Origin of the sequence: Variovorax sp. efr-133-TYG-130 (assembly GCF_030208835.1) — a bacterium.
Lineage (GTDB): Bacteria > Pseudomonadota > Gammaproteobacteria > Burkholderiales > Burkholderiaceae_C > Variovorax.
In genome coordinates, this window is the sequence record NZ_JARVTD010000027.1 from 24055 (window position 1) to 39213 (window position 15159).

Consider the following 15159-nt stretch of genomic DNA (forward strand, 5'->3'; position numbering starts at 1 on the left):
AGCCGACATGAAAAGAAAGCTACCCAAGCGCATCGCCCTCGCAGGCGCCGTCACTGCCGCCTGCATGGGCATGGGGCTCGCGGCCGCGCAGGAGTCGGCCGTGCGCGGCCGCATGCACGACCAGGCCGCGGCCGACCCGCGCGCCGTGGACATCGACGGCACCCGCCACCTGCCGCGCAGCAGCGAGCGCGAACTGCCCAAGGCCACCTTCGTGCTGGGCGACGCGAGCGCGCCGGTAGCTGCCGCGGGCCCGACGCCGCCGCCCGTGCCGGGCGCCGAGCGCAGCGACACCGGAGTGCCGCATTTCGGATCGGGCGCCGACGGGCTCGCGCCGGCCGACCGCGCGCAGCTCGACCGCATCGCCGCGCAGGTGAAAGGGCGCGACGGCCTGCGCTTCGAGATCGTCGGCCACACCGACACCCAGGCGCTGAGCGCGAAGTCGCGCGAACGCTTCGCCGACAACCATGCGCTGGGGCTGGCGCGCGCGCAGCAGGTGGCGCGCTACCTCACGCAGCGCCTGGGCCTGCCCGAAGACGCTGCGGCCGCTTTCTCCCGCGGACCCGACGCGCCCGTGGCCACGCCCGCCACCGACCCCGCCAACTGGGCCGCCAACCGCCGCGTCGAAGTGCGCGTGTACTGGCGCGACGCGCCCGTCGCTGTCGCTCCCACAGCGACAGTGGCCGACCCCGGGGTGTGCCGCACCTTCACCGCCTTCGGCACCGACGACGCGCCGCTGCGCCTGAGCGTGGACGGCCAGCTGCTCACGGCCGACGGCAAGGCCGCGGCCGGCGACGGCACCAACAGCGCCGACCGCCAGCGCTGCGTCGACGTGCAGCTCGAGCGCAACCAGCTGCGCCTGCAGTACGACAACTTTTCCCAGCCGCGCCGCCTGAGCGCCAGCGCCTGGCCCACCACCGTGGTGGCCGGCGACACCGTGCGCTTCGCCGGCTACAGCAACTACCTGCTGTTCACCAGCAAGGCCGAGCTGCGCGTGTTCACCGCCAACGAGGCGATGCAGCGCCGCCTGGTCGCGACCGTGCCGCTGGACGCCGCGTTGCGCGGCGAATGGCAGGTGCCGGAGGGCTTGCTGAACCGCGTCGCCGAAGGGGCGAGCGGCAAGCTGTACTACCGCGTGCGCGTGTACGACCGCCAGGGCCGCTTCGACGAGACCGACGATCTCTCGCTCACGCTGGCCCAGCGCCACAGGCCCGAGACCGGCACGCCGCCCGACCCGGCGCGCGAGCTGCTGCGCGGCTACGGCATGAACAACATCGCCATCGCCAACATTCCGCTCGCCGCCGGCACGGTCACCGCCAGCGGCGCGGCCATCCGCCCCGGCGAGACGGTGCGCGCGCTGGGCTTCGCGGTGCCGGTGGACGAGAGCGGGCGCTTCGTGTTCCAGCAGCTGGTGCCGCGCCGCGTGCAGACCGGCGAGATCGCGGTCACCGACGCGCAGGGCGCCACGCGCGCCTACCGCCGCGACTTCGAGCTGCCCGCGAGCGACTGGTTCTTCGTCGGGCAGGCCGACCTCACGGTGGGCAGCAACAGCGTGAGCGGCCCGGCCGCGATCATGACCAACGACAAGAACCGCTACGGCGGCGGCGGCTGGAGCGAAGGCCGCATCGCCGGCTATGCCAAGGGCCAGCTCAACGACCGCTGGACGCTGACGGCCAGCGTCGACACCGAGGAACGCCCGCTCAAGGAACTGTTCCGCAACCTCGACCGCAAGGACCCGACCTCGCTGTTCCGCCGCTTCGACCCGGAGGACTCGTGGACCACCTTCGGCGACGACTCCACCGCCATCCAGGACGCGCCCACGCAGGGCCGCTTCTACCTGCGCGTGGACGATGGCCGCTCACAGGCGATGTGGGGCAACTTCAAGCTCAACTTCGGCGACACCGAACTCACCCGCGTGAGCCGCGGCCTCTACGGCTTCCATGGCCGCTACCTGGGCGAGGAGTCGACCTCGTTCGGCGAGGCGCGCCTGAAGATCGATACCTTCGCGGCCGAGCCCGGCACGCTGGCCGCGCGCGAGGAATTCCGCGGCACCGGCGGCTCGCTCTACTACCTGCGCAACCAGGACATCACGCGCGGCGCCGAGCGCGTGACGCTGGAAATCCGCGACAGGGATTCCGGCTTCGTGCTCAAGCGCACGCAGCTCGTGCCCAGCTCCGACTACGAGATCGACTACCTGCAGGGCCGCGTGCTGCTGTCGGCGCCGCTGCCCAGCCTGTCCGACGACGGCTCGCTGGTGCGTGCCGGCGGCTTCACCGGCATGCCGACCTACCTGGTGGTGGACTACGAATACACGCCGCTCACCACCTCGCTCGACACGCTCGCCGTGGGCGGCCGTGTCTCCTGGTGGGCCAACGACCACGTGGGCGTGGGCGTGACCGCGTCGCGCCAGGACCAGATCGGCGGCGACCAGCGCCTGGCCGGCGCCGACCTCACGCTGCGCAAGACCGAGAACACCTACTTCAAGGGCGAGTTCGCGCGCAGCAAGGGCCCGGGCACCGGCCAGCTCGACTCGATGGACGGCGGCTTCAGCTTCACCGGGCGCAACGGCGCGGTCGGCAACACGCTGGGCAGCGGACCCACCGGCAGCGCCAGCGCCTGGCGCCTGGAAGGCCAGGCGGACCTGGGCGACTTCGACATCCGCGGCGGCGGGCGCGTGAGCGCCTATGCGCAGTCGCGCGACGCCGGCTTCTCCGCGCCCGGCCAGTACGCGAGCAACGCCACGCGCCAGTTCGGCGTGCAGGCCACCGTGCCCTTCGGCGAGAAGGCCGAGAACGGCGGGCTGCGCCTGAAGGCCGACCGCCGCGACGAGCGCGACGGCTACAACAGCAGCGTGTTCGACGCGCAGTATTCGCTGGCCCTCACGCCCGAGTGGAAGCTGGGCCTGGGCCTGCGCTACGACGAAAAGACCGGCGACGCGCTCATCACCAGCCCTTCGTTGCCGACCACGCAGGCGGTGTCCGGCGAGCGCGCCGATGCCGCCGTGCAGCTCGAATACACCGGCAGCGACCGCTGGAGCGCCTACGGCTTCACGCAGAAGACGCTGCGGCGCACCGGCACGCGGCTGGAGAACGACCGCCTGGGCTTCGGCGGGCGCTACCGCGTCAATGACAAGCTGGCGCTGCGCGGCGAGCTCTCCACCGGCGACGGCGGCTTCGCGGGCAAGGCCGGCGTCGACTACCAGTACGACGACCGCTCCAACCTCTACATGACCTACGTGTCCGACACCGGCCGCACCGACGAGAACCTCATCGGCCGCGGCGGCACCCTGGTGACGGGCGTGCGCTCGCGCGTGGGCGACGGCCTCACGATGTTCACCGAGCACCGCCAGGCCACCGGCACGCAGCCGGGCCTCACGCATGCCTACGGCGTGCAGTACGCGCCCGACACGCGCTGGACCTTCGGCGTGAACTTCGAGAACGGCTGGGTCGGCGCCGAGACGCTGGGCGCCACGCGGCGCGAGGCCGTCGCCTTCACCACCGGCTACTCGAGCGAGCGCCTGAAGTACAGCGGCGGCCTGGAGTACCGCAAGGACCGCACCACCTCCGAGACCCGCACCAGCTGGCTGCTGAAGAACTCATTCACCTGGAAGGTGGACGACGACTCGCGCTGGCTCGGCAAGTTCAACTGGGCCGACAGCGACAGCAGCACCGGCGTGCTGGCCGCGGCCAAGTACACGGAGGCCATGCTCGGCTACGCGCTGCGCCCCGCGTTCAACGACCGGCTGAACCTGCTGTTCAAGTACACCTTCCTGTACGACCTGTCGTCGCCGGGGCAGGTGGTGTCGAGCGGCGTCGATTCGAGCCTGGGCACGGTGTCGACCACCGCCGTCGACTACCAGCAGCGCAGCCACGTGTTCGCCATCGATGCCACCTGGGACCTCAACGAGCGCTGGACGCTGGGCGGCAAGTACGCCTGGCGGCGCGGCGACCTGCGCGCGAGCCGCGACAGCTCGGCGCCGTGGTTCAAGAGCTCGGCCGAACTCGCGGTGCTGCGCGTCGACTGGAAGCTGGTGCGCAACTGGGACTGGATGGTCGAGTGGCGCTCGCTGCGCGCCAGGGAACTGCAGGACCGCAAGAACGGCTGGGTCACGGCGGCGTACTACCACGTCAACGAGAACCTGAAGGTGGGCGTGGGCTACAACTTCACCGACTACTCGGACAACCTCACCGACATGAGCTACCGCAGCAAGGGCTGGTTCCTGAACGTGCTCGGCAAGTTCTGAGCGGCAGGGGCCGAGGGGCCTCAGCGCGCCGTGGCGCGGCGCAGCGCCGCGTGCGCGAGCAGGCGCGTGGAGTCGAGCGTGGGCAGCGCGGAGTTGCCGTCGTTCAGCACCAGCGGCAGCTCGGTGCAGCCGAGCGCGACGGCATCGCAGCCGCGCGCCTTCAGCGCATCGATCATCTGCTGGAGCACCGCCGTCGACTCGGGGCGGAACACGCCGCACACCAGCTCGTCCATGATGATGCGGCCGACTTCCGCGCGCTCCGCCGCATCGAGCCGCACGGCGGCGAGGCCCGCGTCCGCCAGCGCCTGCGGATAGACCTCGCTGTCGACCAGCCAGCGCGTGCCCAGCACGCCCACGCGGCGAAAGCCGCGCGACGCGGCTTCCGCCGCCGCCACTTCGGCGATGTGCAGCCAGGGCAGCGGCGATTGCGGCAGCACGCGGTGCATCGCCTGGTGGATCGTGTTGTCGGGGCAGATCAGGAAGTCGGCGCCGGCTGCCGCGAGCTTGCGCGCGGAGGACAGCATCAGTTGCGCCACGCCGTCGATGTCGCCGCGGTCGAGGCAGTCGACATAGCTGGCGAGCGAGTGCGTGTGCACCGAGACCTCCGGGTGCGCATGCGGCCGCCCGAGGTAGCGCGCGCCTTCCACGCACAGCGTGCGATAGCACAGCGCCGCGCCTTCGGCCGAGCAGCCGACCACGCCGATGTGCAAAGTGTCGATAGCCATCTTGTCTCCAGTGAAGCAGGAAGAAATACGGGGAAGCAGTGTCGCAGCCGGCCTCAGCCCAGGCGGTCGGAGCGCAGCCGCTGGCGCTCGTCGGTCATCGAGCGCGCCGCCATGTAGACCGAGCCCGCCGCCGCCAGGCCGCCCGCGCCGGTCAGCAGGAACAGCAGCAGGATCTGGTACTTGGCGGCTTCCACCGGGTCCATGCCGGCCAGCAGCTGGCCGGTCATGATGCCGGGCAGGGTGATGACGCCGGCGGCCGACATCTGGTTGATGATCGGGATCATCCCGCGCCGTATCGACGAGCGCGTGAGCTCCGACAGCGCCTCGCGGATGGTCGCGCCCAGCGCCAGTTGCGCCTCGATGCGCGCGCGCCCGGTGGTCACGCCCTCGAAGAAGCTGTCCAGGCCCAGGCTCGCGGAATTGAGCACGCTGCCCAGCACGATGCCCATGAGCGGTATCGCATAGCGCGGGTCGTACCAGGGCTGCGGGCGGATCGCGGTCATGAGCGCCAGCACCACGGTGGCCACGCTCGATATGCCCACGGCCGCCGCGCCGATGCGGAAGTTGCCGCCGCGCGCCAGCCGGTGCGACGGGCGCACCGCCACTTCGCGGGCGGCCGCCAGGATCATCAGCACGACGATGGTGAGCGTGACCGCCGGCGACGCCGCGCTGAACACGAAGCGCAGCACCAGCCCCACCAGCAGCAGCTGCACCACCATGCGCGCCGCCGCCCACAGCACCTGGCGGTGCAGCCGCAGGTGCAGCGCCAGCGAGGCGCCGGCGTTCAGCAGCACCAGCAGCGTGGCCAGCATCAGGTCGGTGGCGTCGAGGTGGATGGTGGCGTTCACGGCATGCGCCTCAACTGGCCGTCCGCCATCTCGAAGCGGCGCTGGCCGATGCGCGCGGCCTGCTCGCGCGAGTGCGTGACCATCAGGATCGTCAGGCCCTGCGCCAGCCGGCGGGCCAGCAGTGCCTCGACGACCAGCGTCGATTCGGTGTCCAGCGACGCGGTGGGCTCGTCGAGCAGCAGCACCGCGGGCTCGCGCGCGAGCGAGCGCAGCAGCGCCAGGCGCTGGCGCTCACCGGTCGAGAGGCGGGGGATCTCGGTGTCGAGCAGGCCGGGGGAAAGGCCGATCTCTTCCATCCAGCCGCCGAGCCGGGCATGGGTGTCGTCGGGGAAATGCGCGGCCACGGTGGGCGCCCACCATGCGGGCTCCGCAGCCTGGTAGACCACGCGCCGGCGCCATTGGGGGCCGCTCAGTGTCTTGCGTTCGACGCCGTCGAGGGTGACGGTGCCTTCGCCGGGGTCGAGGTCGGCCACCAGCCGCAGGAAAACGCTCTTGCCGGAGCCCGACTTGCCGAGGATGCAGATGCACTCGCCGCGCGCGGCGCTCAGGTCGATGGCGCCTGCGCCGCGCATGCGCAGGTTCCTGATCTGCAGGAAGGGGAGGTTGGGTTCCATCGTGCGGTTGCCGGAGCCATCCATGGCCGGCGTTTGCCGCCGAGTATGAATGCTCCGGCCGGGACCGGCACGAGGAACAGGCGGGCACCCGCGGGCGCCCTGTGCCGCATCAGAACGAGAACGATGCGGTCAGCGAAGCCGAGCGGCCCGCGCCAACGGTCGCGTAGTGCGACGCATAGGCCTTGTCGAAGTAGTACTTGTTGGTCAGGTTCTGGACGTTCAGCTGCAGGCTGAGGTTCTTGTTGACCACGTAGCTCACCATCGCGTCGTACTTCACGTAGGAAGGAATCCACTTCGTGTTGTTGACGTTGCCGTACTGCTTGCTCACGTAGGTGGCGCCGCCGCCGATCGTGAGGCCGGGCATCACCGTGTAGGTGGTCCACAGCGTCGCGCTGTCCTTCGGCGTGTTCGGGAACATGTTGCCGTTGAACGGCGATGCGACGTACGTCGTCCCCGACAGCGTGTAGCCGTTGTCCGTGAGCTTGGCGTTCAGGTGCGTGTAGCCGCCGAACACCTGCCAGTCGCGGGTGATGCTGCCGGCCACGCCGAACTCGATGCCTTCCACGCGCTTCTTGCCGACGTTCTGCGTCGAGCCGTCGGCCGCGACCACGCGGGCGTTCTTCATGTCGGTGCGGAAGATCGCCGAGGTCAGCACCAGGCGGCGGTCCAGCACTTCCCACTTGGTGCCGAGTTCGAGGCTGCGGCTTTCCTGCGGCTTCAGGTTGCGGATGGCCGCGCTGATGCCGTCGGCGCCGTCGCCGCCGTCGGTGCCGGGCGGCGTCGACGAGGTGCCGTAGGACACGTAGATGCTGCCGTTGGGCGCCGGCTTGTAGACCGCGCCGACCTGGTAGTTCAGGAACGAGGCTTTGTTCTCCAGCTCGATGCCCGGGACCATGCGGCCGGCGGGCACGGACACGCTGGTCGAGCCGCTCAGGGCATTGCTGGGCACGGAGGCCGTGGTCGCGATCGGCGCGATGTAGGCCGGCGTGACCGCGCGCGTCTTGTAGTCGTCCCAGCGCAGGCCGAGGTTCAGCGACCACTGCGGGTTGAACTCGATGGTGTCGAAGGCGTAGACCGAACTGGTGGTGGTCTTCACTTCGGTCACCGCCGGCGACCTGGTGATGGCGCCGGTCCACGGGTCGTACGGCGTCGGGCTGAGCGCCGAGGTGCAGTTGAAGTTGCTGCGGATGCCCGAGCCCACGGCGCAGTTCAGGCCGCTCACGCCCGTGCGCGGGTAGGTCTCGAAACCGGTCTTCGCGTCCTGCAGGAACAGGTAGTTGCCCTTGGTGGTGGCTTCCTTGCCCAGTTCGATGCCGGTGGTGAAGCTGTGCTTGATGCCGGCGGTCTCGAACTTGCCGGTCAGGCTGGTCTGGTTGACCAGCGACTCGGAGTCGGACGCGCGGTTGTTGGGCCGGCGCCAGACGTTGCCGTTGACCAGGAAGTTGCCGCGGCTGTCGTCGGGCTGGGACCAGATGTAGTCGTTGGTCGAGGTGCTCGAGCGCGTGACGTTGCGCAGCACCAGGCCGCCGCCGAAGTCATGCTTCACGTCGACGGTGCCGGCGTCGACCTTGGTGCGCTGGTAGTCGCGGCCCACCAGGCCGTAGTAGGTGCCGCGCGGCACCGCGATGGGCTGGCCGTCGCCGTTGCGGTTCAGGTTGGCTCCCGAGGTGAACGGGTTGTTGAAGGGGATGCCCGAGTCGGGCAGGTCGTTGGTCTCGTAGTGGTAGTAGCTCAGCGTGACCTGCGTCGGCGAGTTCATGCCGAAGGTCACGCTCGGCGCCACGCCCCAGCGCTTGACGTTGACCGGACCGCGCCCGGCGATGTCCGACTTGAAGTTCATCAGGTTCAGGCGGGCCGCGACGCTGTCGGAGATCTTGCGGTTGATGTCCAGCGTTTCGCGCTGGTAGGAATCGGTGCCCAGGCCGATGGTGCCGCTGAAGAAGTTCTCGGCTTGCGGCGCCTTGCTGATGATGTTCACCGAGCCGCCGGCCGAGCCGCGTCCGCCGAACGCGGAACTCGGGCCCTTCACGACCTCGACCGACTCCACGTTGAAGATTTCGCGCGTCTGGGCCGCGCCGTCGCGCAAGCCGTCCACGTAGGTGTCGCTCTGCGCATCGAAGCCGCGGATGAACGGGCGGTCGCCCACCGGGTTGCCGCCTTCGCCGGCGCCGAAGGTGATGCCGGGCGTGGTGCGCAGCGCGTCGACCAGCGTGGTCGCGCCGGTCTGGCGGATCACTTCCTGCGGGATGACGGTGACCGACTTGGGCGTGTCCAGCAGCGGCGCCGTGAACTTGGGCGAGGCCGATTTCTCGACCTTGTAGTCGGTCGAGGCTTCGACGCGGACTTCGTTCAGCGTGCCCTGGGCATGCGCGGACACCGAGCCGATGGCGACCAGTGTGGCGGTGGTGGCCATGCGGCCAGAAAGGTAACGCGCAGGCGAATGCTTGCGGCTCTTGACGTAGGTCATATTCCTCCGGGAGTGTTGTTGTGGCCGTGTCTCTTGCTTGGCTGCCCGGACGAACGCCTGGCTGGCTGCACGCTTCGTTCTCACCACGGTGGAACCTGCGTCACGACTGTGCGAATGGTAATGACTCGCAATACCATTTGGGCCGGAACTTTACCTTTGGTATGCAATACGCATGGAACTTTGTCGCGATATTGCGACACATGGCCGTCACATACGGCCGGCGGGCGCTGGCGGTTCAGCGCACCAACAGCTTCATCATCCGCGCGAAGGTCTTGCCATAGGGCGGCTTGAGCAGCCCCGCGCCGTTGAACGCCGACTGCCGGAAGATCGGCTTCAGCTTGGAGAAGGTCTCGAAGCCGTACTCCCCGTGGTAGGCGCCCATGCCGCTCGCGCCGACGCCGCCGAAGGGCAGGTCGTCCTGCGCGATGTGCAGCAGCGTGTCGTTGATGGACACGCCGCCCGACACGGTCTGGCGCATCACCTGGTCGATGGTCGCGCCGTTCTTCTCGAACAGGTAGAGCGCGAGCGGGCGCGGATGCGCGTTGACGTAGGCGATGGCTTCGTCGATGCCGGCGTAGGGCAGCACCGGCAGCAGCGGGCCGAAGATTTCTTCGCGCATCACGCGCATGCCGTCGTTCACGCCGGTCAGCAGCACCGGCGGAAAGCGGCGCGTGGCGGCATCGGGCGCGGTGTCGCACAGCGGCACGGCAACGGCGCCTTCCTGCTGGGCGGTGGCCGCCAGCTCCTGCAGCCGCGCGAAGTGGCGCGGGCTCACGATGCTGGTGTAGTCGGTGTTGCCGTTGCCGAGGTCCGGGTACATCGACGCGAACACGCGCCGCGCGCTGTCGGCAAAGCGCTGCTGCTGGCCCTCGGGCACCAGCACGTAGTCGGGCGCGATGCAGGTCTGGCCCGCGTTCAGCGTCTTGCCCACGAGGATGCGTTCCACCGCCTTGTCGAAGTCGGCCCCGGGCCCGATGATCGCCGGCGACTTGCCGCCCAGCTCCAGCGTCACCGGCGTGAGGTTGTCGCTGGCCGCGCGCATCACGTGGTGGCCCACGGCGGTCGAACCGGTGAAGAGCAGGTGGTCGAAGGGCAGGGCCGAGAACTCACGCGCGGCCTCGGCGTCGCCGTTGACCACGGCGATCTCGTCGGGCGCGAAGGCCTCGGCCACCAGCGCCGCGAACAGCTCGGCGAAGCGCGGCGTGAACTCCGACTGCTTGACCATCACGCGGTTGCCCGCCGCCAGCGCGGCCGTCATCGGCCCCGCGGCCAGGTACAGCGGGTAGTTCCACGGCACCACGATACCGACCACGCCCAGTGGCTGCGGCATGATCTTCGACGACGCGGGCTTGAACCACAGGCCGGTCGAGCGGCGGCGCACCCGCATCCAGTGCCTGCCGTGGCGCAGGGCGTGCGCGATGCCCTCGAGCGACGGGAACACCTCGGCCAGCTCGGTCTCTTGAAACGCACGGTGGTGGAAGTCGGCGCTGATGGCGGCGGCGATCTGTTCGCGGTTGTCCTTGACCAGCGCGCGCAGCCGCTGCAGGCGGTCGGCGCGTTCGGGCCACGGCGGCGTCTGGGCGCGCAGGCTGGCGGCGCGCATGGCGTCGAAGGTCTGTCGCATGTCTAGTCTCATGGATCCTCGCGTGGGTTCTGCCCGTGTGTCGTCGATGCACCGGCCCGCGATCTTGCACCTTGCCGCCGCGCCGGTCACCTTCTCCCGGTCGGCACTGTGCCCGAGATCGCCGGCGAAAGCACCTGCCGCGTCAGCCGGCCTTGCCGGCGCGCGCCGTCTTCCTGCCGCCGGCCTCGGCGCGCGTGGTGCTCGCGGCGGCCGAGGCGCTGGCGCTGTTCGCCTGCTCGACCCACGACAAGGTGTCGACGTACGACATGAAGTGGTTCAGGTACTCCGGCGACAGGTCGCGCATCAGCGTGAGCGCGCGGTGCACCAGGTGGTGCGAGTTGAGCGGCCCCGCGTTCTCCGGCACCTTGGCCAGCGACTGCGTGAGCCGCAGGTCGGCGCTGAGCTTCGACCAGGTGCTGCGGAAGTAGCGCAGCGTCTTCAGTTCCAGCGCGGGCGACTGGCCGGGCGCGGCGTCGGCGGGCACCGCCTGCATGCCGGCGGGGAGGGGCGAATTCTGTGCGGCATGGTCGACCAGTTCCGCGAGGGCGCTGCGTTCGCGCGGCTGCTGCCGTGCATCCTGCGGCCCGTCCGCTGCGGCTGCCGCACGGGCGGCCGCCATGTCCTTGCCATACGCAGCGAGCAGCGTGGCCACGCGCTCGTCGAGCAGGCGGCGCGCCTCGCCCTCGTGCGTGTCCGCGCGCCGGGCCAGTGCCTCGATGAAGCGGAAGCGCACCGGGTCGAAGCGGTGGTCGCCGCGCGCAATACACGCCTGGACCGCCGCCACGTTGCCGGCGCTGACTTCCTCCTGGCTATTCACGGCGCTTCGCGTTGGCGGTGCCGGCGGAAGACGGCCGCGGCGTCGGCGCCATCTCCACGCGCCGGTTCTTCGAGCGTCCCTCGGCATCGGCATTCGACGCCACCGCCTGCTCGGAGCCGAAGGCCGCGGCGAACACCGACGACGACGGCATGCCTTCCTCGATCAGCGCGCGCGTCACCGTGAGCGCGCGCTGGGCCGACAGCTCCCAGTTGTCCGCGAAGCGTCGCGCGTCGCCGCGCATCTGCCGGTCGTCGGTGAAGCCGCTGACCATCAGGATCTCGTCGCGGCTGCCCAGGTAGGCGGCCAGCGGCGCCGACAGGCTCCTGAGCAACTGCCGCCCCTCGGGCTGCAGGTCGGCGGAATTGAAGGCGAACAGCACATTGCCGCTGATGCCGATGCGGCCGTTGTTCAGCGTCACGCGGCCGGCCGCGAGCGGGCCCGCCAGCGCCTGTTCGAGCTGCTCGCGGCGCTGCGCCTCGGCGCGCCGCTGCTGCACCTCGGTTTCCAGTTTGGACGCAAGCTCCATCTGCATGCCCAGCGCGCACACCAGGATCAGCACGAACGCGCCGAGCAGCCCCGACATCAGGTCGCCGAAGACGGCCCACACCGGCACGCCCGGCTCCAGGCCGCTTTCGTCGATGTCCTCGCGCATCACGCCTCGCTGCCCACCGCGGCCTGCCGGCTGGCGAGCTGCTGCAGGTCTTCGACGATCTGCTTCTGCGACATGATGCTCAGGTCGATGACCTCGCGCGCCTGCGCCACGTAGTAGGCCAGCTGTTCGTCGCTGCGCGCGATCGACTTGCCGAGCGCCGCCTCGATGCGCTGCAGCTGCGCGCCCATCTTGTCGTTCGACTGGCTGAACATCTGCACCGCCAGGCCGAAGGCCTCGCCCATGCTCGCCACCTCGGCCGCGCCGCCGGTGATCTGCGCGGCAATGCCGGTCATCTTGCCGGTCTCGGCCTCGACCTGTTCGGTGAAGCGGCCGCCCACGCGCTCCAGCACCTCGGCCGATGCGGCCACCAGCGAGTCGACCGCCGCGCGCTGCTCGGTGGAGGCATGGTTGACCGCGTCGAGCAGCGTGGAAAGCGTCTCGAGGATGCGGCTGCGTTCTTCCAGCATCGCGTTGTCGCGCGCCATGCTGTCCGACAGCTTCTGGCGCAGCTCGGCGACCACTTCGGCCGCCGCGCGCGGGGCCTCGGAGGCGGCTTGCAGCAGCTGGGCGATCTCGGCGACGGTGGCCTTGGCGTGCGCGTCGGTCTGCGACGACATCTCGCGCGCGGTCTGCGCCACCTGTTCGAGCAGCTCGTGCTGCCGGCTCGCGGACTGCGCGCCGGCCTGCTGCCATTCTTCCTTCAGCGCTGCGGCCATCGATGCGAGCGATTGGGTCCAGGCAGAGAGGCGCTGTTCGTCGCGCGACGAAATCTGCGCGATCGAATCGAGCAGCAGCTGCTGCTGGCCGGTCGCATGCACGCCGGCCTGCTGCCATTCTTCCCTGAGCGCCGCCGCCATCGCAGCCAGCGACTGCGTCCACGCAGCGAGCTTCTGTTCGTCGCGCGACGACACCTGCGAGATCGTGTCGAGCAGGTGCTGCTGCCGGCCTGCCGCATGGGTGCCGGCCTGTTGCCATTCTTCCTTCAGGGCTGCCGCCATCGCCGCCAGCGATTGCGTCCACACGGCCAGCCGTTGTTCGTCGCGCGCCGCGATGTCGGTCTGCAGTTCGGCATGCGCCTGGCCCACGGTGCGAAGCAGCGAGGCCGAGTGCTGTTCGAAGGTGGCGGCGGCGGCGGTCAGCGCCTGCTGCGAATCGGCCGAGAGCTTCTCGCTCACGCGCTGGTGCTCGGCGAGCGCGCCGCTCCAGGTGTGCGAGACGCTGCCCACGGTGCGTTCGAGCTGCGCGGCAACGTTGTCGACCAGCGCGGCCGAGCGCTGCGCGAAGGTTTCGGCAAAGCGGTCGTGCGAGCCGCGCACTTCGCCGGAGAGGGCTTCGCTCGTCTGCCGGTGTTCGGCCAGCGCGGCTTGCCAGGTGTCGGCCACGCCGGCCGTGGTGGCCGCGAAGCGGCTCGACAAGCCTTCGAGCTGCTGCTGCACGGTCTGCGAGAGCGTGCCGTGCAGCGCGGCGGTCTCGCGCGCGATGGCCGCCATGGTGGCCTCGACCACCGGCTGGATCGCCGCGCCGGCGATGCGCGCGCTCTCGGTCAGGCTCTGGCGCAGCGACTGGTCGACGGAAGTGGCAAGACCGGCGTACACCGCCTCGGCCTTGCCGTGGAAGCTGTCCTGGCTGCTGATGAGGCGGTCGTTCTGCGCCTGGCTCTGCTGCGCCAGCGCGGCCATCATGGCCTGCAGCTGGCCGACCAGCTCGGGCATGGCCAGCGCCTGCTGCTGCAGCAGCTTGAACGATTCCTCGCGCTGGTGGACCTGCGAGAACACGCGCAGCGTGGTCGCGATCTTGCTGTCGAGCAGTTGGCCGGCCTGCAGCCGCTCGCGCCGGCACAGCGCCGACATCAGGCCCAGCATCGCCGAGGCGGCCACGCCCGCCACCGAAGTGCCGAAGGCCAGCCCCAGGCCCTTCACCGGTGCCGAGAGCGACGAGCGCACGGCCTGCAGGTCGGTCGCGCTGTCGAGCGCAAGGCCGGTGCCGTTGAGCGTGACCACCATGCCCAGGAAGGTGCCGAGCATGCCCAGCAGCACCAGGAAGCCGGCCAGGTAGGGCGTGAGGGCGGGGCCGGGCAGGCCGACGCGCTCGCCCTCGATGCGCAGGCGCACCGCGTTCTGCAGCGAGGCGGGCAGGCGGGAGAGCCAGGCGCCGAGGCTGGCGGGCGCTTCGGACAGTTCGGCCACGGCGCGCGACAGGGTGTCGGTGGCCTGCTGGAAACGGCGCAGTTCGAGCGCGCCCATCAGATAGAACGCAGCGACGAGCGCTGTGACGGCCAGCGCCAGCGGGTTCGCGCCGACGTAGCCGACGGCGACCCAGCCCACGACGGCCAAGCCCGCTGCGAACACAGCGTGAGGAAGAAATCTGGTCATGTCAGCCTGGTTGCTTCATGCGAAGGGCTTCGAGCAGCCCTTCGACCGGTTGAAATCGAAAGTCCAGTTCGGCGAGCAGCACGTCCTGGAGGTCTTTGTGGAACACGTCCTGCCACGCGGCACCGGCAGACGGGTCCGGCGTTGTCTGATCGGCTGCCGGTTCGGTGGCCTGTTCGGCCTGGGCCTCCAGCGCCGCCTGCCGCAGGCGCCTGAAACGCTTCTCCAGCAGCGCGGGCACGCCCGAGAGCAGGCTGCGTTCCTGCACGGCCAGCACCTGCTCCATCACGACGTCGACCGCCGCCAGTTTGGCCATGGCCTGCGAACGGCCCGCCAGCGTGGTCCGCAGGCGGCTGCGCAGCGGGCCGATGCCGGCTTCCATCGCCTGTTGCCGGGCCAGGTAGCGCTGGCGCAGCGGAGCGAAGTCGGTGGCGTCCGCGGGGGCCGCGCCGTCGGAGGCGATGGCCTTGGTCAGCGCGGCGCGCACGCGGGCGCACTCGGCTTCCTCGGCGCTCGAGGAGGCTTTTTTTGCACTGGAGAGAGAACTCGCCGGGCCGGCGTTCAACGCCGCGGACAGCGAGATGTCGTCGGTCCAGCCGAACCACTGGCTCAGCCGCTCCGCGGTCGTCTGCCGGGGTTGCCCGACGTCGCTGTCGGTCAGCCTGGAAAGCAAGCGCACGAGCGGCGAACCGGTGAAACCTGTGCGCCGTGACGCTTGCACCATTACCGTCAAATCGAAAAACCTAGCAGTCTACACCGCGCCCCTCCGGGCCCCGGCAGGAGCGGCCGGGCCACAGAGTGGC

The 15159-nt window shown here is 70.2% G+C and carries 10 protein-coding genes; 1 reads left to right on the forward strand and 9 read right to left on the reverse strand.

Going from position 1 to position 15159, the window contains the following annotated elements; genetic code table 11:
• Positions 1 to 7 precede the first annotated feature (7 nt).
• Positions 8 to 4240 carry an OmpA family protein gene (locus tag QRN67_RS21215; RefSeq protein WP_285413436.1) on the forward strand — a complete coding sequence of 1411 codons (4233 nt, stop codon included), beginning with the start codon at positions 8 to 10 and terminating at the stop codon, positions 4238 to 4240.
• Positions 4241 to 4260: 20 nt separating this feature from the next.
• Here QRN67_RS21215 and QRN67_RS21220 read toward each other — a convergent pair whose 3' ends face one another.
• From QRN67_RS21220 to QRN67_RS21260, 9 genes are all read right to left on the reverse strand, one after another.
• A complete protein-coding gene (locus QRN67_RS21220) occupies positions 4261 to 4965 on the reverse strand; it encodes an aspartate/glutamate racemase family protein (RefSeq protein WP_285413437.1) in 705 nt (234 codons plus the stop codon).
• Between the two features lie 53 nt (positions 4966 to 5018).
• Positions 5019 to 5777 (reverse strand): ABC transporter permease, encoded by a 759-nt coding sequence (locus tag QRN67_RS21225; protein WP_493200273.1) that lies wholly within the window; start codon positions 5775 to 5777, stop codon positions 5019 to 5021.
• Between the two features lie 32 nt (positions 5778 to 5809).
• A complete protein-coding gene (locus tag QRN67_RS21230) occupies positions 5810 to 6427 on the reverse strand; it encodes an ABC transporter ATP-binding protein (protein ID WP_285413439.1) in 618 nt (205 codons plus the stop codon).
• A 109-nt stretch (positions 6428 to 6536) separates the two neighbouring features.
• Positions 6537 to 8840 (reverse strand): TonB-dependent receptor, encoded by a 2304-nt coding sequence (locus QRN67_RS21235; protein ID WP_285413440.1) that lies wholly within the window; start codon positions 8838 to 8840, stop codon positions 6537 to 6539.
• Between the two features lie 289 nt (positions 8841 to 9129).
• Positions 9130 to 10518, reverse strand: a complete 1389-nt coding sequence (locus tag QRN67_RS21240; RefSeq protein ID WP_503010937.1) for a coniferyl aldehyde dehydrogenase — start codon at positions 10516 to 10518, stop codon at positions 9130 to 9132.
• 142 nt (positions 10519 to 10660) lie between these two features.
• Positions 10661 to 11335: a DUF2894 domain-containing protein gene (locus tag QRN67_RS21245; RefSeq protein ID WP_285413442.1), complete on the reverse strand. Its 675-nt coding sequence runs from the start codon at positions 11333 to 11335 to the stop codon at positions 10661 to 10663.
• Positions 11328 to 11987 carry an OmpA family protein gene (locus QRN67_RS21250; RefSeq protein ID WP_285413443.1) on the reverse strand — a complete coding sequence of 220 codons (660 nt, stop codon included), beginning with the start codon at positions 11985 to 11987 and terminating at the stop codon, positions 11328 to 11330. The genes QRN67_RS21245 and QRN67_RS21250 overlap by 8 nt, the downstream gene beginning before the upstream one ends.
• Positions 11987 to 14359: a DUF802 domain-containing protein gene (locus QRN67_RS21255; RefSeq protein WP_285413445.1), complete on the reverse strand. Its 2373-nt coding sequence runs from the start codon at positions 14357 to 14359 to the stop codon at positions 11987 to 11989. The genes QRN67_RS21250 and QRN67_RS21255 overlap by 1 nt, the downstream gene beginning before the upstream one ends.
• Position 14360: 1 nt before the next feature.
• Complete coding sequence (locus tag QRN67_RS21260) at positions 14361 to 15080, reverse strand: DUF3348 domain-containing protein (protein WP_285413446.1); 720 nt, start codon at positions 15078 to 15080, stop codon at positions 14361 to 14363.
• Positions 15081 to 15159 lie beyond the last annotated feature (79 nt).

What these genes read in the sequence shown, in the direction of transcription:
- QRN67_RS21225 (WP_493200273.1), bottom strand. Translation starts at nt 5,777, where the DNA reads ATGCTGGCCACGCTGCTGGTGCTGCTGAACGCCGGCGCCTCGCTGGCG.
- QRN67_RS21235 (WP_285413440.1), bottom strand. Translation starts at nt 8,840, where the DNA reads ATGGCCACCACCGCCACACTGGTCGCCATCGGCTCGGTGTCCGCGCAT.
- QRN67_RS21220 (WP_285413437.1), bottom strand. Translation starts at nt 4,965, where the DNA reads ATGGCTATCGACACTTTGCACATCGGCGTGGTCGGCTGCTCGGCCGAA.
- QRN67_RS21230 (WP_285413439.1), bottom strand. Translation starts at nt 6,427, where the DNA reads ATGGAACCCAACCTCCCCTTCCTGCAGATCAGGAACCTGCGCATGCGC.
- QRN67_RS21260 (WP_285413446.1), bottom strand. Translation starts at nt 15,080, where the DNA reads ATGGTGCAAGCGTCACGGCGCACAGGTTTCACCGGTTCGCCGCTCGTG.
- QRN67_RS21215 (WP_285413436.1), top strand. Translation starts at nt 8, where the DNA reads ATGAAAAGAAAGCTACCCAAGCGCATCGCCCTCGCAGGCGCCGTCACT.
- QRN67_RS21240 (WP_503010937.1), bottom strand. Translation starts at nt 10,518, where the DNA reads ATGCGACAGACCTTCGACGCCATGCGCGCCGCCAGCCTGCGCGCCCAG.
- QRN67_RS21255 (WP_285413445.1), bottom strand. Translation starts at nt 14,359, where the DNA reads ATGACCAGATTTCTTCCTCACGCTGTGTTCGCAGCGGGCTTGGCCGTC.
- QRN67_RS21250 (WP_285413443.1), bottom strand. Translation starts at nt 11,987, where the DNA reads ATGCGCGAGGACATCGACGAAAGCGGCCTGGAGCCGGGCGTGCCGGTG.